The organism is Nitrosospira sp. Nsp1 (assembly GCF_900100985.1).
Taxonomy (GTDB): Bacteria; Pseudomonadota; Gammaproteobacteria; order Burkholderiales; family Nitrosomonadaceae; genus Nitrosospira.
In genome coordinates this window covers 18,969-44,882 of record NZ_FMUF01000011.1, presented here as the reverse complement: position 1 = coordinate 44,882, position 25,914 = coordinate 18,969, and the positions used below count along the sequence as shown (strand labels likewise).

The following is a 25,914-nucleotide window of genomic DNA, read 5'->3' as shown; positions in this document are numbered from 1 at the left end:
TCAGGATTTGTCTCTGTCTTTTTGCTGATGGCTGCCGGCAATGGTCCCGTCGACTGGCGAACTGGGGCTGGCATTGTAAAGCTTCTTGGCCATGCGTCCAGCCAGATAGGCTTCGCGACCCGCTTCCACCGCTTTTTTCATGGCGGAAGCCATCAGTACCGGATTGCGCGCGGCAGCAATTGCGGTGTTCATCAGGACACCGTCGCAGCCTAGCTCCATCGCGATAGCCGCATCCGAAGCCGTGCCGACACCCGCATCCACTATTACCGGAACGTTGGCATTTTCTATTATGATCTGCAAATTCCATGGGTTAAGAATACCCATGCCGGAACCGATTAGTGAGGCCAACGGCATCACCGCCACACAGCCGATTTCTTCCAGTTGCTTGGCTGCGATAGGATCATCCGAGGTATAAACCATTACCTGGAAACCTTCCTTTATCAAAATTTCGGCAGCTTTGAGGGTTTCCATCATGTTGGGGTAGAGGGTTTTCGGATCACCCAGCACCTCCAGCTTTACCAGCGTGTGGCCGTCCAGCAATTCACGCGCAAGGCGTAAAGTGCGCACGGCGTCGTCCACCGTGTAGCATCCGGCTGTGTTGGGCAACAAGGTATATCGGGATGGCGGCAGCACGTCCAGCAGGTTTGGCTCATCGGGATTTTGTCCGAGATTGGTCCTGCGAATCGCTACCGTTATAATTTCCGCGCCGCTGGCATCAACCGCGGCGCGAGTCTCGTCAAAATCCCTGTATTTTCCGGTGCCTACCAGAAGCCTGGAAGAATAAGCCTTGCCGGCAATGATGATATTGTCCACCCTTAGCCTCCCCCTACGGCCACGACGATTTCAAGCTGATCGCCTTCCGCCAGGATGGGCTGGTCGAACTTGCTGCGAGGGATGATTTCGCCATTTCGCTCTATGGCGATACGCTTGCCTTGCAATCCCATGTGCTCCAGCAATTGCGTCACATTCAGCGTCATGGCATCTGCGTCCCGAGTTCCTGTTTCCGCAGGCGAGACGGGAAAGCGTTGAGATTGACCATTAACGATAAGTTGTATCATTTTTAAAAGTCGCTTGAAGCGGATGCGTTGGGATAAGCTGTGACTTAACTTGAGCAATAAGGTTCTTTTTAATGCAGATTATACGGTGGAGCAGCTTCATAGTCGAGAATCGGGCTGCTATACGTTCGTCTGACCTGCTCCGCCTTTAACCTCTACAGTCGCGCGAAAGAACTTGTTTTTCCCGAGAACGGCGGCGCATATTTGCCGGTATCTCCAACTCTGCTGCTGCCTGCGCTATCAACTACGGCTAGCAGCCTGCGAGCTTAAAGAAATCGCAGCGAAAAAGTGTCTGGGTGAGGGCAGATTTTGCGGGTTTTGAAGGCCAATAGTTATTCTATTAGTCGAAAAAGGGGTGAAATATGAACCGGCCAGCATTTATTGGCCTCGGCAAACCGGGATTAACTGCAAATGAACCTGCATTTGATCTTCGCAAACCAAGAATAATTGCGACTGTATTTACCCTTGATAAAATATGTTATCAAGGATAAAAATTAGCAAATAAAATCTTTCTGACTCTTTGTTTATTTTTCCCTTTCACTCATCTATAAATAAAATATGAATAGCGGATGAAGAATCGCAATTTGAACTAGAAGACACCTCAATTAATCAAGAGCAAAAAATGGTAGGGGGTGAAATATGAACAATAAGATTATCGGTTCTCTAGTCGGGTTCCTAGCCAGTACCGGCATCTCTGCCCAAAACCTCCAAGCTACATTTGCTCCACCTATCTTTCTTACTGTCGCGAACAATGCCTGCGATGTGCAGACAACCCGCGCCGGATTGAGCCCTGACAAACGTGAATTGAGCATTCTTTTCCCAGGTTGCTTTCTTGATGTGGGGCAAAGCGGCCCAGAGAAGTCCGCCGCACACTGCAAGTTTGATCTGATATTTATGGAAAAATTAAGTCAACCCGAGACAGTGCGAATTGATGTTAGGGGATCGGAATTAAAAGATGCTCCTGTTCGCATGAAATACGAGATTTCTCTTGGTGACCAAACTCACAATTTTGATTATGACAAGGGGCGGATTATTAGCGGCAATGATCCCGATCAGTCTGATTTCATTCGTCGCTTTGAGCTCCGCAACATACCCGCTGGCACTAAGAAGATACGCGTATCGTTTCAGGGAAAAGCAAAAAGCTACGATGAGCAGTCGCTCGGCTTGGTACACATTGATTCACTAGACGCATGCCTTGTTGATCCACAGGATGACAACCAACTTGGATGTGGAGGTACGGCAAAAGCCTCAGCAAAATGAGCGCATCAACCCAGACAAAATTACGAACAATAAAGGGGGAAAAAATGAAAACTAGGACACTGATTGTCATCGCTGCTACATCTTTCTGTATAGGCTGCGCGAATATAAGCACTCTTAATCGCACAACTACATTGCCATCCATTAAAGGAGAGGTTAGCGGACTTGCAATACATCTGGATGCGCCTCAACGCCTTGTCTTTTCAAAAAACGGAATGGTCTGTGCAGAACCCTCTCCTGATGCACTGCAAGCATATGCCGCATCACAAGCGCTTAGTGTAGATGTTCCCAGCGAGGCGGAGATTAAGTTTGCAAACGCGTTAGCAACCAGTGCAGGAAACATTGGCCTGCGTACTCAGTCAATTACCTTGATGCGTGACCATCTATTTCGAATTTGTGAAGCCGCCTATAGTGGGCTCTTAACAGAATTTGATGTAGCACAATTGATTAGGCGTTCCCAAGATCTGACATTAGGAGTACTTGCTATAGAACAATTATCTGGAGCGGTAAAGGCACAGCAAGTGACTATGAATCCTAATGCGAATGCAGATGCATCAGCGAATCTTGCAGCTACCCAAGCCAATCTGGCGGCAGCACACGAAAAAGAACGATTAGCGAACCAAGTTGCTGTTGCAGCAGAGGAAAGAAAGACTGCTCAGGCGTCGTTGCTACAGACAAAGCAAGATTTAGCAGACAAGCCTCCAGCAGGGCAAGATCCTATTAAATTACAGGAAGATATAAAGAAGGAAAAAAAGCAGTTAGAGCTGGTTACAACGGAAGCTGAAGTTGCAAAAAGAGACCATGAAGGTGCACAAGAAGTAACCACGAAAATCGAGGAAACCTCGGGAAGGCAATGATAACAGCCACTGATGCCGCAAAGGGGGAGAGCAAATCATCTGGAGGAAAAGGAGATAGCGGAATCGACAGCAATACAGCAAACGCCATTAGCGAGGCAGCAGTGGATATTGTAGATAAAATCATCAACAAGGATCATATAGTGGACTCGTGCATTAGCCTCCTCAATAAATTTGCCACAGCGGAGCTTAAGCCTGGCACCCTGCAACAACAAGAAGACTTAAAACAAGAATTAAAAAGTCTTGAAGATGAGAGAAATAAAGTTATCGATAAAAAAAATCCTTTAGAACTTTCCAAACGAAAGCTTGAAACTGAAATTAACGTGAACAAGCCGATCTGGCCTGCAGCAACGTATGAGCAGAAATGGGGAGAGAAAGAGTACATAAGTCTAGAAATAGGGCACTTGCAGGAAAAGAAGCGGATATTGGACAAAAAGATACGAGACCGTCGAGGGATATCTTTGATCCGCGAACAATGTATAGAAATCATACAAGCGCACTTGCAAAGGCAAGAACAGCAAAGAGAGCTGGCATCGCAAGGAAATGGAGAGAGTGGAAAAAAGAAAGAGAAGGACGCACTCAGTAGCGATAAAAAACAAGAGTGACGTTAGCAGCGATGCTGGCGACAAGACGCTGGCCGAACTGCCCAGCGGATTGAAGGGCATCCCAACCAGATTACGGAGTGGAAACGGTAACTCAGCGAGCGAGAGGCAGAAGTATTTGGTGGGACCACTATGGCTGAGCCGCCGGTTGATCTGAAGGTATTACATGCCAAGATTGGTGAGCTGACGTAGGAGAATGTCGTGTCCGGCAAGTGGTAGGCGAGATCTCCCACATCGAACGTTTGATACTGAATGTGACCGGTGCCGTCTTGCCACTTGAGACGTTAATTACATGAGGGACTAAAGGGCCGGTTAACGCTACTAGAGTAAAGTTTTCCTCTTAGAACCGCGCTTGGAGCGTAATACCAGTCGCACTTATTCCCGGTTCGCGAAGATCAAATGCAGGCCCGCCGGAATAAATGCAGGTTCATTTTTAATCCCGGTTTTCAGGTTTTCAAGAGTGGATAGTTGCAGTTATTCTTGGCTCAAAATCGCGCTGACTGCTGGTCAGGCAGTTTGAAATGCAAGCTGCTACACCTAGTGTGCGAAAAAGGTCGAGGCCTGCCAAACCACATGAATCTTTAGCATCAAAAGGACCTCTCAGGATGAGTGGATATTGGTTCCTTTAGCTCGAAAACTCTTTATTGTTTCAGTTTAAGCGTTGTAAATACCATCTTTGCATCCGCTTTTAAGGCGGGATCTTTTGTGGCAGCGACAAAATCCTCGCCACACTTGGAATCATCCATGTTTTTGTAGCATAGCGAATCGCTGGGTAGATACTTGGGCAGCGCATACCCCAGTGAAATCGCCTCTCCTCCGTCGCTGGACACCCGTGTTTTGCCTGCCAACACATCGAAGACGTGGGTATCAATAGCTGGCCTAATACTTTTGGCATAGTCTTCAAGGGTTGCACAATCATTAAGCATAACATTGGTTATGATTTTATTTAAAACCTTGCAGACTACGGACAGCGTTTGTCCCTTGGCTAATTTGGCCAGTGTTTCAAGATAATCCTTATTGAATTTTGCTTGTACTCCAGAAAACATCTGTTGTCCAGGAAGGGTGACATATGGATCGCCGAGAAAATCTTTGCTGATGCCTAAAATTTTCCCTGTCACCAAAATGTATTTGGTAGTTTTGTACTTGTTGTCTGCCGCCACTTCATTGGCGTCATAGTCCTTTGAAAGTATCCTTGAGTCAATAACTTCTGAAATATTGAAATTGTTCATGGCATCTTCTTTAGTTATTAATGCCTCGCCACCTTGAAGCGCTGTAAGGTTGTCGTTCAATATCAAGTCTTGAGCAAATTTCACACTTGCCTTATCCAGATTTACTGCAAGTGGTGCAGGCGGCTTATCGTTGTCAGAAATTGTATGGGTTGGTGTTTTGTCACATCCACCAATTGCCAGAATCATTAACGCGAGCAAAAATAGTTTTTTCAACCTCTACCCCCTAGAGCAGCCTATCGGACTTCTCATAAATTTGATCATGTTCTACTGAGGCAGATTTTTAGGTTTCTATCAATTGTGGACGCTCATAGGTGATTGTTTATCGTCGTCAATCATACTTTGCGACTCCAAGCTGTCCTGTCAACACAAACACTTGCTTCAAGTCCACGCCATCATCAAATAATCTTCAATGACTGGATCGACACGCCGCCCCCGCATTGTTCAATAACGGCAGCCTCTTAGTGTTCTTGATTCAATAGGAAATGAGGTTCCGGCGCATGATTGGTTCTCGCCAACATCGAAAGGTCAGTCGCTCTTATTTCTGGTTCGCGAAGATCAAATGCAATTTTGTCTGCATAGGGAGACCAAACAACCCCCTAGGGGGGGTAATTACATCTCCCCAGAGGGTCAACAGCATCTACCCTCTGGGGGACACAGACATCTCGCGAATTAGATTCAGTAACTTTAAGTAGATAAGTCAATAATATGAACAAAAGTCATAAATTTATATAAGCTGCGGGGAGGCAAGATCGTCTCCCCGCATAGCTTGCAAAGCAAGAGTACGCGCCACATAATGACGAAACATTTTATCGAGGTGCATATGACCGCAAAAATAGAAAAGAAAGAGGTTTTAGAAACACTGCGGACAAATGAAAAGAAGTGGACAAAGCCATTAATGGATTCGGGTTGGCTGGCGTTCCCCAGCATTATCTTAGAAAAACAACATGCGCTTGGTTTGACGCCGATGGATATCAATATCATTTTGTACTTGGCAACTTACTGGTGGACAGCAGATAACAAGCCTCATCCGTCAAAAACAACCATTGCGGAAGCGTTAGATGTAACGCCGAGAACAATTCAGCGCCGCATTGCGGTAATGGAGAAATTAGGTTTTATAAGACGTGAGGAACGCAGAACAAAGGAAGGAAGTAAGACGAATTGTTATCACTTTGATGGCCTAATAAAAGAGGTGACCCCTTTTGCTATTGAGAAAATTGAGGTGAAGAAAAAACGAAAGGAAGAAGACGACAGCAGGAGACTTAAGAAGCGCCCTGCTCTGCGGGTTGTTCCCAGCAAGTCCGGGAAAGAAGGACTTTAGTCCTACTTTTTACATCAGCGTAGCTCAAAGGATAGAGCGCTTTGTTTCCTACATATCGGCATCGCAATGACATGATATGGGCAAAGGGGTGTGTGGTTCAAGTCCCACCGCTGTTTCCAGTTTAGAAATAAGATACATAACCTAACCAAGACTTCGCACTTGTGCCGATCATGCCGCTGGAACCCTTGCTCCAGGTGGCGCGGCACTCTGTCCATCCGGTAAGGATATCGGATAAGGTCAGACCCCAGACGAAATCACCCGCCAGAGAATTGCCACAGTGCGCCACGGTATCTGCCTCCATGAAGCCGGGCAGAGTAATGTCCCAATGCATCGTGCGAATCGGGATTTGATGCTTCAAGAGTGTGCCCGGCTTGGCGCCGGACAAGCCCTTGGGATGCTGTACTCAAATCGGCTTCAGCAAGCGATCAATTCTGGCGGGCGAAATCCCTGCAAGCTTTGCTCGTGTCGACTCATCCAGCACGCCAAAACGTACCGACCTCATAGTGAGGTAGCCACAGTGGCATGGCAGCCACCAGCCGCTTGCTGCATCTGATCGGTGGCAAACCATAGCTTGCCAATACGTCAGCAGCGCAGGCTGGTTATATTGCAAAGGCTGTCCAGGACGTCGTGTTGATTTGACAGGCTTGCACCCCAACAGCCGGATGGCGTACTTGCGCTGATAACCACACACTGAACAGAACTCGTCCAGAATCTTGCCCTTGTCAGCGCGCTTGGCCCGGCGATAGCGCTTGCGTATCGCCTCAAGATAGACACGTTTCTCATGCTTGCCCATGTCGTTAACCCCCACTTAGTTCGGTTACCAACAATTTGAGGCAATGTATCTCCTTGATGTACTCCTTCGGTTACTTTTTTATTGAGGCAATTCGGTCCGTTATTGTTGCCTTGTATTATTCCCCCCAGGGATCGATTTTTATTAAAAGATAGATCATTTTGGTGATCTATCTGTTGTCCCATTACGACGGCAATCGGCTCCTCTCTCATAAAATACGGTAAGGAGGATTTTCCCATGGCAGATATGAAATATGAAAATTCGCGCATCAAATTCCCGTCGATGGTGGCGGCGGAAACAACGACGAAGCCAGGAGATGCTGTAAGCAAATCGTAGCCCGGATGGATAAAATCATCGATCTTCTTCAACGACAAGGCTAAAACCCAAATGGGCGGGTCTGTGGCCTCCCCATTTGGGTATTTTGGGTATTTTGGATTTTTGGGATCTGGGATCTGGGATTGCGGATTGGAGGCGCGCTCCATGGCTGTCGCGTTTCTGCCTTAAATGCGCGGATTCGGAGTGAAACCGCAGCCACACAGGCGGAAACGCGAGTGCAAACGAGCGCGCCGAATTCTGCATGACGATCCTTTCTTTATCAACTCAACGAACTCAATAAACTCTTCCCCGGCCGCGCCGCTATATCTAACTCGTTTTAGATTTATCTGGACAAAAACGGGCCGACGACATTCTTGCCACCATTGAGTGATTTTGGCTGCGAATTTCTAACTCACAACACTAGAGTTTGATGCTTGACCAAAACCAATTACAGGGACACCGCGATTATGCATAGCATTTTTGTTATGGCATCTTGCTGCTACAGCGGCTATAACGCTGTTTCCATCGTATAATTCACCCATGAGGCGGGTGTAGCTCAATGGCAGAGCAGAAGCTTCCCAAGCTTACGACGAGGGTTCGATTCCCTTCACCCGCTCCACCTTTCCCGGCCTATGAACCGTTATCCCAGATATGCTTTAACCATATTTGTCGCTGCCTTGACGATTCTGCTGCCCGGTCTTGCCATATATATTGCCGCAACTTTCGACCCTAACGCTTATAAGCCTCAGATCATCCAACTGGTGAAGGAAAAAAAGCAGCGCGAGCTCAAACTCGATGGCGATATCAAGCTCACGTTTTTTCCCAGGCTCGGTGCGGAGATCGGTGGTCTCTCGCTCAGCGAATATCAAAGTGACGTGGAGTTTGCCTCTGCGGAGAATATTCTGGTATCTCTGGCGTTCTTGCCATTGCTCAGGAAGCAACTGGAGCTGGACGAAATCACGATAACGGGGCTGAAAGCCAATCTGATCCGTTTTACGGATGGGCATACGAATATTGATGATTTGCTTGTTAAAAGCGAAAAGCCGGAACAGTTCAAATTCAATATTGGTCACATACTCGCGGAAAAAAGCACGCTCGTTTTTCGCGATGAAGCCAGCCAGAAGCAGTATATATTCGATGATCTCAATCTCAAGGCTGACCAGATCGATACCGCATCCAGCTCGATGAATGATGTTATTCGCAGCAAACTGGAATTAGCGTTCAGAATGAACCAACCCGAACAGCCTGAGATCGATCTTGCCAACCAGCTGACATTTGATTTAATGCTGGATGCGGAAAAGCAATATTATGCCGTGAGCGGACTTAACCTTGAGAGCACCGGGACGATTAACGGAATCAATCATCTCGTGATAAATTCCACAGGGGATCTCTCTGCGAGATTTGCTGCTGGTGTTGCTGCCGGTGAATTCATTGTCAGTAGCCTGACTCTCGGCATTGCTGGAACAGGTGGCGGAAATAATTTCGATATCAGGTTTGACGCGCCGCGCCTGAGCCTGAATGGCGAAAAGGTGACCAGCGATAGAATTATTGCGGTGCTGAAAATTATCAGCGCTGGGGGTAACACCAACGGTAATTTCTCTCTTTCAGGCGTGAACGGCACGATAAGCGATTTCAAGAGCAGCGTACTCACGGTCGAGATGGAATCACAGAAAAAGGAGAGCATCGTCAAGGCCATGCTTGCCTCCCCGCTTGCCGGCAGCGCCACTGCCCAGCAACTGGCCTTGCCGGATCTGGCGATCACTATCGATGCCGGCGGCTCCGGCATTGCGGATGGCCTCCATGGTGATTTGAGGGGTAGCGCTTCATTGGATGGCTTGGCTCAAAATGTACAGGTTCAGTTTAATGGCAAGTTGGGAGGCAGCGATATCAAAGGGAATTTGGAAGCAAGCAGCTTAACTCAGCCCGTCCTCAGTTTTTTGGTGGATATCGGCCAGCTTGATCTGGATCGCTTTCTGGCGCCCCAGCAAAAGCAGCAGGGGACAGAAAAGTTTACAAAAAAAATGGCGAGCACAAAACGTGTGGATGAACCGATCGACCTATCCTTATTCGATGATCTGGAGGATTTTAAAATCCAGGGCTCAATCCGCATCGGCGCGCTGAAAGCCGCTAACGTCACGTCGTCCGGTGTGAAGCTGGATATCAGGACCGGTCAGTACCGGGATCCTCATTGAACTCTTTTGCCACGGAGCTGATCCACTGGCAAAAAGATCATGGCCGCCACCACCTGCCTTGGCAGAACACCCGCGACCCGTATGCGATATGGCTATCTGAAATCATGCTGCAACAGACGCAGGTGAGTACAGTTATCCCTTACTACCTGCGCTTTCTGCAATGCTTCCCCAGTATCGGAAGCCTTGCTGCGGCATCCCTCGATGATGTGCTGGCGCAATGGAGTGGGCTCGGTTATTACTCGCGCGGAAGAAATCTGCATCGGACTGCGCGCCTGATTATCGCAGACCATGGAGGCGTCTTTCCTCGAAATGTGGAAGTGATCCGGCAACTGCCCGGCATAGGGCGCTCCACTGCTGCCGCAATTGCCGTGTTTGCTCATGGGCAGCAGTGCGCGATACTCGATGGTAACGTCAAGCGTATTTTTGCCCGCTACTTCGGAATCGATGGCTATACCGGAGAGAAAAAGAACGAGATTCTACTGTGGCAAAAAGCTGAGGAATTGTTGCCCGGCAAAGACGGGAACGGGATCGAAGCTTATACCCAGGCGCTGATGGATCTCGGCGCCACGATTTGTACTCGCGGCAAGCCCAAATGTTCGTCATGCCCTCTGTTACAGGATTGCATCGCGTTCCGGGATAACCGAACCGATAAACTCCCTGTTCCAAGGCCAAGAAAGCCACTACCGGAGCGGGAGACGGTGCTTCTGATGCTGATGAAGCAGGAGCGGGTTTTTCTGGAGAAACGCCCGGCCGCAGGAATCTGGGGCAATTTATGGTGTCTGCCGGAAATGCCGGTGAGCGAAAGTGCAGATGAACATTGCATGCGCCGTTTTGGCATGAAAGTAGCGCCATTGGCGCGAATGCTGCCATTTGATCATACCTTTACTCACTTCAGGCTCCGGATTCATCCACAGCCACTGCAAGTGGTTTCATGCCCCTCAGCCGTGACGCCGGACGGGAGCAAAAGCTGGATAACGTTTGATGATGCACTGAAGGCAGCTATTCCTTCGCCCGTCAGAAAGCTGCTCATGCAATATGCTTGCCATGATCATTAAGCACCCGTCGAAAAACAGTTGTGATGGAAGGAAACCAGATGCCGCCTTCGCGGATAGCGCTTCAGGATGATGAATAGCTGGCAAGCGTGGAGAAAGCAGCAGCGCGCCGAGTTGATGGTACGCAGGGAATGCGTTACCGAAGGGGAGCATCGCCGCTGGAGTGCGGCTATCACAGCCTTGCTGGAACAGGGCTTTCCATCCTTGCAGCGCAACGTGGTGGGGTTTTGCTGGCCTCATCGAGGCGAATACGATCCGCGCCCACTGATGAATTTCATCCGGGAACGCGGCGCGACGCTTGCACTGCCCGAAGTGGTGAATAAACAGGAACCGCTGTGTTTTCGCAAATGGTGGCCAGGCGCACCGATGAAAAAGGGGACCTATGACATTCCGGTACCTGATAATACCGGCGTGATAACGGTTGGCGCGCTGGTAATGCCAATGATAGGCTTCGACCAGATGGGCTTCAGGCTGGGATATGGCGGCGGTTATTTCGATCGTACTTTGATCGCGATCACTCCTCGGCCTTTGGCGATCGGCGTCGCGTTCGAAATTTTGAGAATGCACACTGTGCATCCGCAACCGCACGATATTCCGATGGATTTTATTGTGACCGAGGCCGGAATTTATCGGGTGGCGGCAACCGGCCTGATGTTGATCTCTCCCGAAGAATGCGCGGCAGAGACACTCCGGTAAGGTCATAACCAGCGATGGCATTCAGCCCCACCACTGTGCGCAAGCTTCAGTATATTTTCCGGGTGGAATAAAGAAGACGATGTTCGTACCGGAATGAGCTTGCACTTTCCCTTCAGCCAGCTCTACACATCAAACTCCCTGTGCCGTACCAGAACCTGGTTGTTTCCGCAAAAATACCGTGCCAACCGTTCAGCGAAATAAACCGAGCGATGACGTCCGCCGGTGCAACCGATACTCACGGTCAGGTAATTGCGATTGTCGCGAACGAAGCAGGGTAACCAATCGTCCACGAATCGCTTGATGTCCTCAAACATTTTATTGACGCCGGCTTGCGCATCGAGGTATTCAATTACCGCGGCATCTTTTCCGGTAAGAGGCCGCAGCAGCGCCTCGTAGTGCGGATTGGGAAGGCAGCGAATATCGAATACCATGTCGGAATCCAGAGGAATGCCGTGCTTGAAGCCGAATGACTGGAACAGGAGAGTCAGGCTTGCATGATTCAGACCGACAAAATCCCTTATCCATGCACGCAATGAACTGGCGCTCAAATCGCTGGTATCGATGCGGTTTGCGAGATCGTGTATCTCGCGCAGCATTTCGCGTTCCAACTCTATACTTTCCGGCAAAGTTGAGTGGTTATCGCTGAGTGGGTGGCGGCGTCGGGTTTCCGAAAAACGCTTTACCAGCGTATCGGTTTTAGTTTCAAGGAACAGCAGATGCACTTCCATTCCCTGCCGCCTCAGATCGGCCAAGCGTTGCGGCAACAAATGCAAGGTTTCGCGGCTCCTGGCATCGATACTGACCGCTACGCGCTGGTGTCCGGATTCCTTCAAATATACCGTAACCTCCGGCAGCAGGTTTGCTGGAAGATTGTCCACGCAATAATAGCCATTGTCCTCGAGCACGGTAAGGGCGATACTCTTGCCGGAACCGGAAAGGCCGCTAATGACGATCAGCTGCATTTTTCGAATACGAGCGGAGAATTAATGGTTCCCGCCCGGCAATTCAAAGTTCATTTTCCTGCTTTTGTCTGTTTTGACCATTTTCCATTTCCTGTTGATGTCGTGCAAAGAATTCCTGAGCACTATCGATACCACGAAGTTGCAGAACATAATTGCGCACTGCCGCTTCTACCAGCACGGCCAGATTTCGCCCAGCGGCAACCGGGATGATCACCTTGCGGATATTGACGTCCAGGACGCTTTCAGTAACATCGTTGATCGGCAGTCGTTCCATCGTGTTGAAATCAACGCTGTTGGGTTTTTGCAGATGCACGATGAGCTTCATGTTTTTTTTCCGGCGTACCGCGGTCTCGCCAAAAATAGTTCGGATGTTCAGCATCCCCAGCCCACGCACTTCAAGAAAATCACGTAATATCGGAGGACAGCAACCTTCCAGCGTTTCTGGCGCAATTCTATAAAGTTCCACGACATCATCCGCAACGAGTCCATGGCCCCGACTCACGAGCTCCAACGCCAATTCACTTTTGCCGACGCTGCTTTCACCGGTGATCATTACACCCATTCCCAGAACGTCCAGCAGTACGCCATGGCGGCTACAGGAGGGCGCAAGGACGCGCCCCAGATAGGGGCGTAACGTCCAGATCACCTCCAGACTGGAGTAAGGTGAACAGAAAAGGGGAGTGCGGGTGGCATCCGCCAAGGCTCTTATCGAGTCCGGCACTGAACCGCCACCGGCAACGATAATGCACAGGAGGTCGCTTTGCGCGATCTGCTGCATACTCTGCGCCAGGGACTCGGCACCAAGCGTGTTGAGATACTTGGCTTCGGTCTCGCTCAGTACCTGTATCCAGTTAGGGTGGATGAAATTGAGGTGACCGATCATTCCCTGTGTCGACCGGGCAACGGCTTCCGCGTCCAGATACCGGTCGCCACCGTCTTTACCGGCCTCCCAGGTCAGGCTCAGTTTTGACTGCTTATCTTCAAATAGCTGTGCAACGTTAAATCGTGGCATCTGGCTTGAATCATCTCCCAGGTTATAGGACAAAGGGGCAAAGCTTCCGCTTATCTGACAATGCTAAAGTCCTGATTGAGCCGATTATTCAGGTTGTTCTATATCCTGATTCTTTAATGCGCCTATATTACGTTGGCTTTCATTTTTCTTCTTGTGCTTGAGCATCTGGCGGTCAAGCTTATCCATCAAGTTATCGATGGAAACGTACATATCGGAACCGTCGGCCTCGACAAAAATATCCTTACCAGGCACATGGACATTTGCTTCAGCCTTTTGCTTAAGCTTTTCCACGGATAGAATCACGTTGATATCGATGACATTGTCGACATGACGCATAACCCGCGTCAGCTTTGAGGTAACGTAATCGCGCAGCGCAGGGGTAATTTCTACGTGGTGACCGGTAAGATTGAGATTCATCATGTCTCCTTGGCTTGGATTAAAATGATTTCCGAAGATTAACGGGAGGAATTTGTATGGACTCCCGATATTTTGCCACGGTACGGCGGGCAACCATAATTCCCTGCTGCCCCAGAATTTCTGAAATCTGGCTATCGCTCAGCGGCTTCTGTGCATTTTCGGCGTTTATCATTTGCTTGATCAGAGCACGAATTGCGGTGGCGGAACAAGCACCGCCGGTGTCGGTCGCTACATGACTGCCAAAGAAATATTTTAATTCGAATATGCCCCGTGGCGTCCTCATGAATTTTTGTGTCGTTACCCGCGAAATCGTGGATTCATGCAAGTCAAGCGTATCCGCAATTTCCCGCAATACCATGGGCCGCATGGCCACTGCGCCATGCTCGAAAAACTGTTGCTGGCGTTCGACCACCGCTGAGGATACCTTGAGTATCGTGCTGAAACGCTGATGTACGTTCTTGATGAGCCATTTCGCCTCATTCAGATGGCCCGACAGGCCTCGTGCGGAATCATCATGAGAGCGTTTCAGGATGTCAGCATAGAGCCGGTTGATCTTGAGGCGGGGCATTGCTTCAGGATTAAGGCTGGCTACCCATGAACCGCTGATCTTGGTCACAATTACGTCGGGTATGATGTAACGGGCGACCGTGGAACTGAATGCCATGCCGGGTCTCGGGTTCAGTCGGGTAATCAGGTGCCGGATCGATCGCAGACATTCATCATCACAGTGCAGCAGCTTTTTAATGGTGGCGAAATCCCGTGATGCCAGGCTTTCAAGATCATCGTTCACCAGCAGCAACGCCTGGTCCAGGTAAGGAGTACCTTCCGGCAGCGCATGCAATTGCATGAGCAGGCATTCCCTGAGGTTACGCGCCCCAATGCCGGGAGGATCCATGCGTTGCAACTGTTCCAGAGCATTGTGAAGATCGTCGATGTCTATCGCGAGCTCGGGCGGCAGCAGTTCAACGAGCTCTTCAAGATCCTGTGCAAGATAGCCGTCGTCATCCAGACTGTCGATCAGCAAACCAACGATTCTTCGCCCACGCTCCGGAATCTGGCTAAGGCTTAGCTGCAGGTTAAGATGTTCACGCAAGCTGGGCGGTTCCGCCGCTTGTTGCTGAAAATCCCGTTCGTCATCGTCATCCCGTGTGTTGCGAACGGCTCTATCGTCCGAGAACCAGTCTGACTCATCGGTCATCTTTCTCGTGTCGGAGCTATCCTCGATAGAAAGCAATTTCGCACTGGCTTCATCCGGAATCTCAATCAGATCCGATAACGGCTCTGCCCGAATATCGCTGGGCATATTCCGATAGTCGATCGTATCGCTACCGATATGATCGTCAAGTTCAAGGAGAGGATTTTCTTGAACCATACGTTCTATTTCCTGGCTCAGTTCGGCCGTGGAAAGCTGTAGCAGCCGTATGGATTGTTGCAATTGCGGAGTAAGCGTCAAGTGCTGCGACAGCTTAAACTGGAGAGTAGGCTTCATAATTTGGAATACCCACGGTAGGGCAAGATTCGTGCGGACCGAATCTTTTTCACAGCTTGAAATGTTCCCCCAGATATACTTTTCTCACACTTTCATTATAGATGATTTCATCAGGGTTTCCGCTAGCCAGGACTTTTCCTTCGCTGATGATATAGGCATGATCACAAATCCCCAGCGTTTCCCTGACATTATGGTCTGTAATGAGCACACCGATGCCACGCTCCTTCAGGAACCCGATGATTTTCTGGATATCCAGCACGGCAATAGGATCCACACCCGCAAACGGTTCGTCCAACAGGATAAAGCGCGGCTGCGTTGCAAGTGCCCGGGCGATTTCGACACGGCGTCGCTCGCCTCCGGATAAGCTGATTGCCGGATTGGTCCGTATGTGACTGATGTGCAGATCATGCAGCAGATCGTCGAGATGCTGCTGCATTTCATCGCGCGTATAATTTTTCAGTTCCAGTACTGCCCGAATATTATCGGCCACGGACAGCCGCTTGAAAATTGAAGCCTCCTGGGGCAAATAGCTCAGGCCCAGGCGCGCGCGCAGATGCATCGGCATTGGGCTCAAATCGACATCGTCCAAGGATATGCTGCCCCCATCCAGGGGCACCAACCCTACCATCATGTAAAAACAGGTGGTCTTGCCTGCGCCATTGGGGCCCAGCAGGCCGACCACTTCACCGCTGCTGACAGAAAGCGAAACATCTTGTACCACCGTCCGGGATTTATATCGCTTTTTTAAATTAACGGCTTTTAATTCGCTCATTTTTTGGGATCCGGGCGTTAGTCGATTTCATTCATCTTTTTCAGCGTCTGGTTTCGGCTCCTTCTTCTTCGGCTGGATGACCAGCCTCACTCTCCCCTCGGATTGGCTCTGAGCACTCGTATCGTTGTTCCCGGTCACCTGAAAAAACTCATTCAGTGCATCGTAAGAAATATAATCGCCATGCACTTCATCCTGGCCACGTCTCAGTCTCGCCTTCTTGAAGAGCTGCACCTTATCCGCCTTGGCGTCATATTCCATGCGCTCGCTCCAACCCTCGACGTACTCGTCCTTGCCATCGCGCTTTTGACGGAAACTGGCAAGATTACCGAAAGCCGTGGCGTGCTGGAAACCGCTGGCATCTTCTTTCACGGTCATCTTGTCGGCACGGATAATCAGCGTGCCCTGCGTGAGGACTACGTTACCAATGAATGTAGCAAGCTTGTTGGCATCCTGGACAGTGGCCCGGTCAGACTCCAGATGAACCGGCTTATCGCTATCGGCCCGTTCCGCCAGCACGGGTCCTGTAAACAGCAGGGAAGCAAAAAATACAGTAAAAAATATCCCGCCCCGAGCGATGTTCGCAGCGGTTGCCGTGGAATTCGCATGGCACCTACTCAGGGGCTCCCTAGCGGGCATTGTCATGAATAACTCTTACGCGTGAGAACAACTGAGTGATATTGGTGCGGCTGTTCATTTCCATGCCGACTGCGTTGATAACAGATTTTTTTTCGGTAATAACCACGGGTTTATCGGTTCTGGCGATGTCATCATCCGGAATCAAGTGCAACAAGCTGGTCGTCATGGTTGTCTCGCTCCTGCCTTTGGCAGCGTTCCTCAATACCATAACGTTACCCGTAAGATAAATGTCTTCGTTGTTGCTGGACATCTTCGCTTTGTCCGCTTTTATTTGCAGCGCCGGTTTACCGGGTTCGGTGTTGATAAAAAGGGGTTGCTCCAGATCAGTGGTATCGTCGTCCGGGTAATGCATCATTGCCTTCGCGACGAGCGTGTGGCGCGCAAGACCATCCTGATCCATGCGAGTGGCCGAGAAGTTTTCCATCCTGTAATCGGGGGTACGGCCCATTTCGTTGTCTTGTGCCGGAGAAGGCGTTCGTGCCGACTGACTCAGCCAGAATGACAGCGCTGCGAGCAGGGCGAGTAGAATGAGGGGAAGCCCGGGAAACAGGCGGGCGATCATTTAAGGTACATCGCCAATTGCGCGTTGAGGGTATCCTGAGCCTGCATGACCATTTCGCATACCTCGCGTACCGCGCCGCGCCCGCCCTCGAGACGCGTAACGTAATGCGCATGCTTCTTCACCAGAGAAGGCGCGGCAGGTACGGTGAGCGCAAGACCGCAACGTAACATCACCGGTAAATCTATCAGGTCATCCCCCATATACGCACACGCCGAAGCATCCAGGTCCTGTTCCTCCAACAGCGTCTCGAATACAGGCAATTTGGTTTTTGCCCCCTGATGAACGACGGTCACGCCCCAATCTTTTGCCTTCAGTTCGACGCAGCGCGATTTTCTGCCAGTGATCAGCGCGATTTTGACGCCGCTTGCCTTGAGCATTTTCAGACCATGACCATCATGACTATTGAATGCCTTGATCTCCTCGCCGCCATCTGTGAGATAGAGAGTGCCGTCGGTAAGGACTCCGTCCACATCGAAGATAACCATGCGTATCTTCCTGGCCCTTTCCTGTATGTGTTCCATCAATATTACAACGGCCGATTGCGCGGCCGACCTGAATAAATAATTGGTTTTTCTTGATTTGAAACAAGCAGCGTACCGCCGTCAAGATCATATAGTCCCGTATCTTGCAATGCGTTCTCCCTGCCTCCCCCTCTTGACGCGGCATATAGCATTTGCCCAAACCATCCTGTTGGGATAGATGGTGCGCGCGAAGAAGAAGATCTGGAGAAGACTTCTCGCTCCAGATAATTCTGCCTATAGATATTCCGGAATCGAATGAGTGCCGCAGGCGCATAAACGCGACAATCCGGCAGTCATCTCAGCGACGGCTTGTCATATTCCAAAGAGGGATAAGCATCTCCCACTGGAGAATAAAATTATACCCGATAAGAGCCAGCCCCAATAAACCGGCTGAGCTCTTTATCTGTCAGTCCTGCGAAAGCGAAAACGCTATGAATATGACAACAAGGAAGCGGGACGGTTCGCCGTATAGCACCGGCGCTGCACTGCTGCGCGCAAGACGTTTGCTCGTGTAAAAAGATCCAGTTCCTGGCTGCGATTAATTTTTAGGAAGCGGAAACACTACCGACTCAACCACGCCGCTCAATTCCTCTACGACCACGTCTCTTCCCGCTTGTCCTGCTCCTATCTGTCTTAGCCGTGAAATTACCTCCTGCACCAGCACTTCGGGCGCTGAAGCGCCAGCGGTGATACCGATCTGGTCTTTTCCCTCCAGCCATTTCTCCTGCAATTGCTCGGCACGATCTATCATATAAGCGTCCACGCCGGCATTTCTCGCAACTTCACACAAACGGTTGGAGTTAGAGCTATTGGGTGAGCCGACAACAATGACGAGGTCACACTGCTTGACCATCATTTTTACCGCATCCTGGCGATTTTGCGTCGCATAGCAAATATCGTCTTTTTTTGGTCCGGTAATTTTTGGAAAGCGCTTTTTCAAAGCCTTGATCACTCGCGTCGCATCATCCACCGACAATGTCGTCTGGGTAACATACGCCAGATGAGTCGGGTCTTTGACCACCAGATTCTCGACATCCTCTTCTGTTTCCACCAGGTACATGCAGGGGCCGTCTCCTTCGGCCTGACCCATCGTGCCTTCAACCTCCGGATGGCCCGCATGGCCAATCATGATAATTTCTCTCCCCTGCTCCCGCATCTTTGCCACTTCAATATGAACTTTGGTCACCAGCGGGCAAGTGGCGTCGAACACCTTGAACTGTTGCGCTTCGGCTTCTCGCCGCACCTCATGGGAGACTCCGTGCGCACTGAAAATCAGAATACTGCCAATGGGTACTTCGTCGAGATTCTCGACAAATACAGCGCCCTTTTTTTCCAGGTTCTCCACCACGAAACGGTTGTGCACCACCTCGTGGCGCACGTAAATGGGCGCACCATGCATTGTCAACGCACGTTCGACGATTTCGATCGCGCGATCGACGCCAGCGCAGAAGCCGCGGGGGTTAGCAAGTAATACCTTGATCATTGTTCATTCTCCATAAAAACGATTCCATCAACCAGCCGCTGCCGGCGTTATCGTTTGTTGTTCAGCATTCATGGCACATACGCGGACGCATGCGCGGATAGGGAAATCAGTAACCCATGCAAAAAGCCGGACCGTTATTTTAGCAGCCTGTCGGACTTGAAGGAAATCGGCTGCAAAAGCGTTTGGCCGGTTCCGTTTTATATTAAGCGTTTGAAAACCCGTGCGTATCATTGACCAATCATTACTCACCACGCCCTCTTTTTTTCCTGGCTTGACCGGACGCTCTCCAACTGTGCACATACGGTTCTCGCAGCCTGCAATATGCGCACCGTCTGGCGATGCAAGATATCCGGGTGCACGAAAAACAAATGGTTGCCCCGGACAGCCCGGATATGCGGGAATCGACGAAACAGCGCCTCTACCCCCGTTTCAGCCGGCCCCAACGGTACACTGCTGATGATGGCATGGGGGTCGGCTTCCAGCAGATTTTCCGCAGATATCACAGGCGTTATAGAAGACGCGGACTCGAAAATATTGATGCCGCCACAAATGTTGATGATATCGCTGATGACATGTTCACCATTCACCGTCATCAGCGGCTGATGCCAGATTAACTGAAATACGCTGATTTTACGCCGGTCGCCATAATTACGCTTGATTTGCTGCAATTCCTCTTCATAAGCGCTTGCCGCAGGCTCCGCCTGCGCTGCCGTTCCCGTCAGCTTGCCGATCGTCCGCAACAACCGTGGAATGTCTTCCAGTCGGGTTGCTTCAACGGCAAAAACGGTCAGGCCTAATTTTTCCAGTTTCTCGATATCCGACCGCCCATTACCGCTACGCCATGCAATCACGAGATCTGGCTTGAGTGCAATGATTCTCTCCAGATCGAGGCTGGAAGAATCGCCAACGTCAGGAACAGACCTGGCCGAGTCGGGAAAATCGCTGTAGCGGCTGGCGCCCACGAGTTTATCGCCGGCCCCGGCTGAGAACACCAGTTCGGTAATGTTCGGGGAAAGCGAGACGATACGGCTGGCAAATCGATCCAGGCGGATAGCGTGCCCCCGATCATCGACCAGGCTGATTGGAAAAGTGGAGGACGCGAAAAGCGACGAGGTTTTCTCCGCAGTTTGAACAACGCCGGCGATACCAATAGAAGCCGGCATCCATCCTGAAAACACAAGCAGCAGTATTAAAACATGGTGCCGTATTTGTTTTACGGGACATAGGAAGGTAAAAGTGAGCAGGCTTCCGAAGCGGGTGCTCACAGTCCGGGATTTTTAGACAATTCCTTGAAAAGAAGACGAGGGGAGGCTATTCATCCTCCCGATAACGTCCAGCCAGGGCCACACGCTGTTCGTACGCTTCGCGCGCTATCCGAACGTCTTCCAGAAAAAAGGGCAACTCCCTGATCAGCATTGCCTGCGGCCCATCCACCAGCGCTTTCCCTGGCACAGGATGAAAATCCACCAGCACCATATTGGCGCCCGCGATCACTCCCTGTGCTGTTACGTGCATGATATCAAGTATGCCATCGGGCGAAGACGCACGCAGACCGACGGAATGCGAGGGGTCGATGCAGACCGGCATGCGCGTGAGGCGCTTGACTACCGGTACATGCGCAAAATCCACGAAGTTACGATGCGGATCCGCCATGTTGGTTTTCATACCCCGCAAGCCAAAGACGACTTTTCGATTACCCTCGGAAGCCAGGTATTCCGCAGCGTTCAATGATTCATCCAGCGTAATGCCAAAGCCGCGCTTGAGCAATACCGGAAAATCCTGCTGGCGCCCGACGATTTTCAGCAATTCGAAATTCTGGGTGTTGCGCGTTCCTATCTGCAACATGACGCCGGTGGAGTTGCCTGTCCGGTAAAGGGCCTCGCAAATCTCTTCCACGTGAGATTCATGAGTAATCTCCATGGCTATCACTTTGATGCCATATTTCCCCGCCAGTTCGAAGACATAAGGCAAACAGGCCTTGCCATGGCCCTGAAACGAATATGGGCTGGTGCGCGGCTTATAAGCGCCCATGCGCGTGCATACCTGGCCATTATCCCGTAATGCCTGCATCATCAACTCGACATGTTCCAGCGTATCCACGGCGCATAGTCCGGCGAAAACGTTCAGCGTATCCTGCCCGAAGCGCACGCCGTTATAGTCGAAATGGGTAGACCTGTGGTCGTCTTTGTGTCGGCCGAGAACACGATACTCCTCCGAGATCCGGACTACCTGCTCGACACAAGGCAGATTTTGCATGTCCTCGATCAGCAGGGCCTTGGTGTTTCCGATCAGATAAACTTCGGTAAGCGCCTGCTCGACCCCTACTTCAGTATGCACACGCGTGGAAATACCGGGCAGATTGGCAAGATGACCCAGCAACTGCTTGAATTCGGGAGTATCAGGCCGAGTATCCGGGGTCAGGACAAGAATCATGGAATGGTATCGGGTGTCGACAAACCGGCGGGCGCGAAAAGAGGTGGCGCTAAAGGCGTGGCGTATGGGAAAAGTGGAATTCTAACCGAAAAAACCCACCCTTGCCATTCAATCGAATATGGCGTTTAATGATTTTTTCGTGGCATCACCAACCTCTCCTTAACCCGGATATTTCATAAATTCGCGTGATGATTGCGCAGGATTTTGTTTCGTAGGGAGATTTTGTGAAAGAGTGGTGTAGTTATTCATACGCCCGACTGAACGAAATTTTCATACGAAACAAAAGACCAGCAAGAGCGCGCGTCAATTTATGAAACATCCGGGTTAAATCCTGAAATTTACAAAAAAGGCACAAAATGGCCTGTGGTCGCCGTGCGATCAAGAATATGAGCCGTCCTCGCCTCGTTTACCCGTGACAGAACAAAGCGTAAAACTTGAAAGGCCTGAAGTCGCCACCTTTCCCCCCGTGATTTTTCTGATGGGGCCTACCGCAAGCGGCAAAAGCGGCATAGCGCTGGAAATCGCCCGGCACTTCCCCGTAGAGATCGTTAGCGTGGACTCCGCCCAGGTCTTCCGGTACATGGATATCGGTACCGCTAAACCCGACGCTGAAACCATGGCGTCCATACCGCACCATCTCATCGACCTGATCGAGCCGGATGAGTGTTATTCCGTTGCCCAATTTGTCAATGACGCGCTTGCCGCAATGGCCGAAATTACCGGGCGAGGCAATATTCCGTTGCTCGCGGGCGGCACGATGCTTTATTTCAGAATGCTGCTGGAAGGCCTTTCCGCTCTCCCTTCCGCAAACAGCAACCTGCGCCGGCGGATCGAAGCCAAGGCAGAACTGAGCGGCTGGCAAGAAATGCACAATGAGCTGCTGCGACTTGACCCGGCGAGCGCAGCGCGAATCAAGCCTACAGACAGCCAGCGCATACAGCGTGCGCTGGAAGTGTGTTATTTAGCTGGCAAACCCATGTCGGAGATTCTGAAGAACCCCAGAAATGCCTGCCTTCCCTATCGCGCGATCAAGATTGCCCTGATTCCCGGCGACCGGAGCGCACTGCATCAGCGCATTGCACAACGTTTCGAGACGATGCTCAAGCTGGGATTAATCGATGAAGTTCGGGCAATCCGTGATAAATTCTGCCTGAACGATGCAAACCCTTCGATGCGTTGCGTTGGGTATCGGCAAGCATGGATGTACCTGGAAAAGGAAATCAATGCGGCGACGATGCGCGAAATGGCGTTGGCCGCTACGCGGCAACTCGCAAAGCGGCAGCTCACCTGGCTGCGTTCCATGAAAGGGGTGCAGGAATTCGATTGCCTGGCGGAAAATTTGCCGGAACAGGTGCGCGGTTACCTCGCAGACACTGGCTTAAAAGCTGCGTCGGTTTCATAATCACGGGGTTCGTTACATCTCATTTTAATTTTTTTGGATCCATTCTGATAAGGAAAACAAAATGAACGATAGGCATAAGCTGGTTATCTGGACATTGATCCTCATCGGCGCCTTGTCCACCGCGGGATGCGGAAAATCGGAGGAAAGGGTGCATGAGTCCTGGGTGGCGCCTCCAACCGCGGAGGGAGTGGACGACAGCACGCTCAACAGTACAATAAAGGCGGCGCTATTGGCCGATCCCGATGTCAGGCATCTGGATGTCAGGGTAGAGGCACATAATGGCGAGGTCATGCTGAGCGGTATCGTGGATAATCAGACGCAGATGGATCGTGTCAATATGCTCACCTGGATGGTGGACGGCATCAAGAAGGTGGATAATAAGATGAGCTTGCGAAACGGCGGAAGCGAGACGGCGGCCGCAGCTGATTGATCTCATCCGGCACCCATAAAAATACTTGGGTACAGCTATTGCAGACCTACGCAGGAAAATTATCTTGAGCGCTGCCCTGCTTACGACGCTGGTTCTGCTTATTGGCGTTATTTTTTTCGTCCCACCCGTTCGCCGCGTACTTATTTCGAACCGGCTGCTTAAGGTTTTTCGAAAAATCCTGCCGAAGGTTTCCCAAACCGAACAGGAAGCGCTGGACGCCGGAACCGTGTGGTGGGATGGCGAGTTGTTCAGCGGCAAGCCAAACTGGAACAAGTTGCTGGCTTATCCCAAGCCCAGGCTCAGCGCGGAGGAAAAAGCCTTCCTTGCCGGTCCGGTCGAGCAGTTGTGTGCCATGCTGGACGAATGGCATATTACGCGCGAGCTGTATGATCTGCCACCGCACGTCTGGCAATTTATCAAGGACAACCGCTTTTTCGGCATGATCATTCCCAAGGACTATGGCGGCCTTGGTTTTTCAGCACTGGCGCATTCCGAAGTGGTCATGAAGATCAGCTCGCGGAGCGGCACGGCAGCGGTGTCGGTAATGGTGCCGAATTCGCTGGGGCCGTCCGAGTTGCTGTTGCAGTACGGCACCGAGGCGCAAAAAGACCATTATCTGCCACGCCTGGCAAAGGGGCTAGAGGTGCCGTGTTTTGCACTTACCGGGCCTGATGCGGGGTCGGATGCGGGGGCGATACCCGATTTCGGCATTGTCTGCCATGGCGAATTCAACGGCGACGCAGATGTGCTCGGCATGCGGGTCACCTGGGAAAAACGCTACATCACACTGGGCCCGGTAGCGACGCTCCTCGGACTTGCATTCAAACTGCAGGACCCGGATGGATTATTAGGCGACCAGAAAGACCTCGGGATTACGCTGGCGTTGATCCCCACCAATACGCCGGGCGTCAATATCGGCCGGCGCCATTTTCCGCTCGATGCGGCTTTTCAGAACGGCCCCAACTCGGGAAAAGATGTCTTCATCCCGATGGAATGGGTAATCGGCGGACGCGAAGGAGTGGGTAGCGGCTGGCGTATGCTGATGAACTGTCTTGCGGTGGGGCGTTCGATCTCGCTGCCCGCGACCAGCACCGGCGCAGCCAAGCTGGCCGCGCGCACCAGCGGTGCTTACGGCAGAGTACGGGTGCAATTCAAGACGCCGATTGGACGCTTTGAAGGCGTTGAAGAAGCGCTGTCCCGCATCGGTGGCAATACATACATGATGGATGCGGCACGGATGATGACGGCAGGAGCGGTCGATTTGGGCGAAAAGCCCTCGGTCATCTCGGCGATCGTCAAATATCATCTTACCGAGCGCGGGCGCCAGGCGATAAACGACGCAATGGACGTGCACGGCGGCAAAGGCATTTGCCTGGGACCCAGCAATTACCTGGGGCGCAACTATCAGCATATCCCCGTCAGCATTACGGTGGAAGGCGCCAATATCCTTACGCGCAATATGATTATTTTCGGTCAGGGGGCAATACGCTGCCACCCCTACCTGCTGGAAGAAATTCGCGCAGCCAGCAATGGCGATACCGTGCACTCTTCAGTGCAATTCGACAAGGCATTGTGGGGACACATTATCTTTACGGTCGGGAACGGTTTGCGTTCCTTGCTGCATGGACTCACCGGTGCATCTCTCGCCAGTGCGCCGGGTAGCGTGGGCACTGAAATGCAGCGTTATTACAGTCAATTGACGCGTTTCTCCGCCGCTTTCGCTTTTCTCGCCGATATCTCCCTTCTGGTTTTGGGTGGAGCGCTGAAACGCAAGGAAAGGCTCTCTGCCCGGCTTGGCGATATTCTCAGCATGCTTTACCTATGCTCGGCGGTACTCAAACGCTTCAAGGATGATGGCAGGCCCGCAGCTGATTTACCGCTGGTGCACTGGTCTGTTCAGGATGCGCTTTACCGTATGCAGGAAGCATTTGACGGCGTGCTGGATAATTTTCCTGGCCGTATTCTCACGGCGCGCCTCCTGCGGTTTGTGGTGTTTCCGCTGGGCAAGCCATTCTCGCCGCCCCCGGATGAGCTAGGGCATCAAATCGCCACGCTGATGCTGACACCGGGAGAAGCGCGAGACCGCCTGACCGCGGGTATATATATGCCTGCCTCCGCCGACGAACCGCTCGGCATGCTGGAGCAGGCGCTTCAGTGCGCAGTCGTGTGCGAAGCAGTGGAAATGAAGTTACGCGCCGCCGTCAAGGCAGGCCGGATTCCCCCTCAGGGCGATGAAAAAATCGCGGAGGCGCTCAAGCAGAGAGTTATCTCCACGACCGAACTGGAGCTGATGGGAAAGATGAAATCCATGCGCCGCCGCGTGATCATGGTGGATGATTTCCCACCGGATTTTGGCCGCGCATCAGGCGGGACATCTGAAACTACGTCGGCCCAACCGGCGCATGAGGCAGGACGATAATAGGCCGTTAACCCTA

The 25,914-nt window shown here is 51.2% G+C and carries 26 protein-coding genes, 2 tRNA genes and 1 pseudogene; 13 read left to right on the top strand and 16 right to left on the bottom strand.

The window, feature by feature from the left end:
• Both BLP78_RS08665 and thiS read right to left on the bottom strand, forming a co-directional pair.
• Positions 1-813 carry a thiazole synthase gene (locus BLP78_RS08665; protein ID WP_090458442.1) on the bottom strand — a complete coding sequence of 271 codons (813 nt, stop codon included), beginning with the start codon at positions 811-813 and terminating at the stop codon, positions 1-3.
• Between the two features lie 2 nt (positions 814-815).
• Complete coding sequence (thiS, locus tag BLP78_RS08660) at positions 816-1,058, bottom strand: sulfur carrier protein ThiS (protein WP_090458440.1); 243 nt, start codon at positions 1,056-1,058, stop codon at positions 816-818.
• Positions 1,059-1,694: 636 nt separating this feature from the next.
• Here thiS and BLP78_RS08655 point away from each other — a divergent pair.
• The 4 genes and pseudogenes from BLP78_RS08655 to BLP78_RS16000 form a co-directional block, all read left to right on the top strand.
• Entirely contained in the window at positions 1,695-2,315 is a 621-nt protein-coding gene (locus BLP78_RS08655) for a hypothetical protein (RefSeq protein ID WP_090458438.1), read from the top strand.
• A gap of 44 nt (positions 2,316-2,359) precedes the next feature.
• Positions 2,360-3,169 (top strand): hypothetical protein, encoded by an 810-nt coding sequence (locus tag BLP78_RS08650; RefSeq protein ID WP_143002927.1) that lies wholly within the window; start codon positions 2,360-2,362, stop codon positions 3,167-3,169.
• Positions 3,166-3,771 carry a hypothetical protein gene (locus tag BLP78_RS08645; RefSeq protein WP_090458435.1) on the top strand — a complete coding sequence of 202 codons (606 nt, stop codon included), beginning with the start codon at positions 3,166-3,168 and terminating at the stop codon, positions 3,769-3,771. The genes BLP78_RS08650 and BLP78_RS08645 overlap by 4 nt, the downstream gene beginning before the upstream one ends.
• Positions 3,719-3,954: pseudogene (locus tag BLP78_RS16000) on the top strand (IS3 family transposase); the annotation flags it as partial. The gene BLP78_RS08645 and the pseudogene BLP78_RS16000, both read left to right, overlap by 53 nt.
• 455 nt (positions 3,955-4,409) lie before the next feature.
• On the opposite strand, the gene BLP78_RS08640 reads toward BLP78_RS16000, so the two are convergent.
• Entirely contained in the window at positions 4,410-5,210 is an 801-nt protein-coding gene (locus tag BLP78_RS08640) for an OB-fold protein (RefSeq protein WP_143002926.1), read from the bottom strand.
• 580 nt (positions 5,211-5,790) lie between these two features.
• Here BLP78_RS08640 and BLP78_RS08635 point away from each other — a divergent pair.
• A complete protein-coding gene (locus BLP78_RS08635) occupies positions 5,791-6,315 on the top strand; it encodes a helix-turn-helix domain-containing protein (RefSeq protein ID WP_218118947.1) in 525 nt (174 codons plus the stop codon).
• A gap of 13 nt (positions 6,316-6,328) precedes the next feature.
• Positions 6,329-6,434, top strand: a tRNA-OTHER gene (locus BLP78_RS15565).
• Positions 6,435-6,436: 2 nt separating this feature from the next.
• Here BLP78_RS15565 and BLP78_RS08630 read toward each other — a convergent pair.
• Positions 6,437-6,673 (bottom strand): hypothetical protein, encoded by a 237-nt coding sequence (locus BLP78_RS08630; RefSeq protein ID WP_143002925.1) that lies wholly within the window; start codon positions 6,671-6,673, stop codon positions 6,437-6,439.
• Positions 6,674-6,718: 45 nt separating this feature from the next.
• The gene (locus BLP78_RS08625) at positions 6,719-7,108 is read right to left on the bottom strand and encodes a hypothetical protein (protein ID WP_143002924.1); all 390 of its coding nucleotides are present in this window, start codon (positions 7,106-7,108) and stop codon (positions 6,719-6,721) included.
• Between the two features lie 857 nt (positions 7,109-7,965).
• Between BLP78_RS08625 and BLP78_RS08620 the strand changes: the two genes are divergently transcribed.
• The 4 genes from BLP78_RS08620 to BLP78_RS08605 all read left to right on the top strand — a co-directional run bounded on the left by BLP78_RS08620 (position 7,966) and on the right by BLP78_RS08605 (position 11,360).
• Positions 7,966-8,039: transfer RNA gene (locus tag BLP78_RS08620), tRNA-Gly, on the top strand.
• Positions 8,040-8,052: 13 nt separating this feature from the next.
• Positions 8,053-9,612, top strand: a complete 1,560-nt coding sequence (locus BLP78_RS08615) for an AsmA family protein (RefSeq protein ID WP_090458428.1) — start codon at positions 8,053-8,055, stop codon at positions 9,610-9,612.
• Positions 9,609-10,667 carry an A/G-specific adenine glycosylase gene (mutY, locus tag BLP78_RS08610; protein WP_090458426.1) on the top strand — a complete coding sequence of 353 codons (1,059 nt, stop codon included), beginning with the start codon at positions 9,609-9,611 and terminating at the stop codon, positions 10,665-10,667. Before BLP78_RS08615 ends, mutY begins: the two co-directional genes overlap by 4 nt.
• Before the next feature lie 69 nt (positions 10,668-10,736).
• Positions 10,737-11,360 carry a 5-formyltetrahydrofolate cyclo-ligase gene (locus BLP78_RS08605; protein WP_090458543.1) on the top strand — a complete coding sequence of 208 codons (624 nt, stop codon included), beginning with the start codon at positions 10,737-10,739 and terminating at the stop codon, positions 11,358-11,360.
• 122 nt (positions 11,361-11,482) lie between these two features.
• Here the strand turns inward: BLP78_RS08605 and rapZ are convergent, their stop codons facing one another.
• From rapZ to BLP78_RS08545, 11 genes are all read right to left on the bottom strand, one after another.
• The gene (rapZ, locus tag BLP78_RS08600) at positions 11,483-12,322 is read right to left on the bottom strand and encodes an RNase adapter RapZ (protein WP_090458425.1); all 840 of its coding nucleotides are present in this window, start codon (positions 12,320-12,322) and stop codon (positions 11,483-11,485) included.
• Positions 12,323-12,365: 43 nt separating this feature from the next.
• The gene (gene hprK / locus BLP78_RS08595) at positions 12,366-13,334 is read right to left on the bottom strand and encodes an HPr(Ser) kinase/phosphatase (protein ID WP_090458423.1); all 969 of its coding nucleotides are present in this window, start codon (positions 13,332-13,334) and stop codon (positions 12,366-12,368) included.
• An 84-nt stretch (positions 13,335-13,418) separates the two neighbouring features.
• A complete protein-coding gene (hpf, locus tag BLP78_RS08590; RefSeq protein ID WP_090458421.1) occupies positions 13,419-13,751 on the bottom strand; it encodes a ribosome hibernation-promoting factor, HPF/YfiA family in 333 nt (110 codons plus the stop codon).
• A 19-nt stretch (positions 13,752-13,770) separates the two neighbouring features.
• A complete protein-coding gene (locus BLP78_RS08585) occupies positions 13,771-15,240 on the bottom strand; it encodes an RNA polymerase factor sigma-54 (protein ID WP_090458420.1) in 1,470 nt (489 codons plus the stop codon).
• Between the two features lie 49 nt (positions 15,241-15,289).
• Positions 15,290-16,012 (bottom strand): LPS export ABC transporter ATP-binding protein, encoded by a 723-nt coding sequence (gene lptB, locus BLP78_RS08580; protein ID WP_090458418.1) that lies wholly within the window; start codon positions 16,010-16,012, stop codon positions 15,290-15,292.
• Positions 16,013-16,039: 27 nt separating this feature from the next.
• Positions 16,040-16,654 (bottom strand): lipopolysaccharide transport periplasmic protein LptA, encoded by a 615-nt coding sequence (lptA, locus tag BLP78_RS08575; RefSeq protein ID WP_256330183.1) that lies wholly within the window; start codon positions 16,652-16,654, stop codon positions 16,040-16,042.
• Entirely contained in the window at positions 16,638-17,210 is a 573-nt protein-coding gene (lptC, locus tag BLP78_RS08570; RefSeq protein ID WP_090458415.1) for an LPS export ABC transporter periplasmic protein LptC, read from the bottom strand. The genes lptA and lptC overlap by 17 nt, the downstream gene beginning before the upstream one ends.
• The gene (locus BLP78_RS08565) at positions 17,207-17,731 is read right to left on the bottom strand and encodes a KdsC family phosphatase (RefSeq protein ID WP_025041453.1); all 525 of its coding nucleotides are present in this window, start codon (positions 17,729-17,731) and stop codon (positions 17,207-17,209) included. Before BLP78_RS08565 ends, lptC begins: the two co-directional genes overlap by 4 nt.
• 538 nt (positions 17,732-18,269) lie before the next feature.
• Entirely contained in the window at positions 18,270-19,214 is a 945-nt protein-coding gene (gene ispH, locus BLP78_RS08560) for a 4-hydroxy-3-methylbut-2-enyl diphosphate reductase (protein WP_025041454.1), read from the bottom strand.
• A gap of 245 nt (positions 19,215-19,459) precedes the next feature.
• The gene (locus BLP78_RS08550) at positions 19,460-20,377 is read right to left on the bottom strand and encodes a helical backbone metal receptor (RefSeq protein WP_090458412.1); all 918 of its coding nucleotides are present in this window, start codon (positions 20,375-20,377) and stop codon (positions 19,460-19,462) included.
• A gap of 148 nt (positions 20,378-20,525) precedes the next feature.
• Positions 20,526-21,647: a 3-deoxy-7-phosphoheptulonate synthase gene (locus BLP78_RS08545; RefSeq protein WP_090458410.1), complete on the bottom strand. Its 1,122-nt coding sequence runs from the start codon at positions 21,645-21,647 to the stop codon at positions 20,526-20,528.
• Between the two features lie 478 nt (positions 21,648-22,125).
• Between BLP78_RS08545 and miaA the strand changes: the two genes are divergently transcribed.
• From miaA to BLP78_RS08530, 3 genes are all read left to right on the top strand, one after another.
• Positions 22,126-23,049: a tRNA (adenosine(37)-N6)-dimethylallyltransferase MiaA gene (miaA, locus tag BLP78_RS08540; protein WP_218118951.1), complete on the top strand. Its 924-nt coding sequence runs from the start codon at positions 22,126-22,128 to the stop codon at positions 23,047-23,049.
• Between the two features lie 61 nt (positions 23,050-23,110).
• Positions 23,111-23,479: a BON domain-containing protein gene (locus BLP78_RS08535; protein WP_090458407.1), complete on the top strand. Its 369-nt coding sequence runs from the start codon at positions 23,111-23,113 to the stop codon at positions 23,477-23,479.
• A gap of 64 nt (positions 23,480-23,543) precedes the next feature.
• On the top strand, positions 23,544-25,898 hold the full coding sequence (locus BLP78_RS08530) for an acyl-CoA dehydrogenase (RefSeq protein ID WP_090458405.1): 2,355 nt from the start codon (positions 23,544-23,546) through the stop codon (positions 25,896-25,898).
• Positions 25,899-25,914 lie beyond the last annotated feature (16 nt).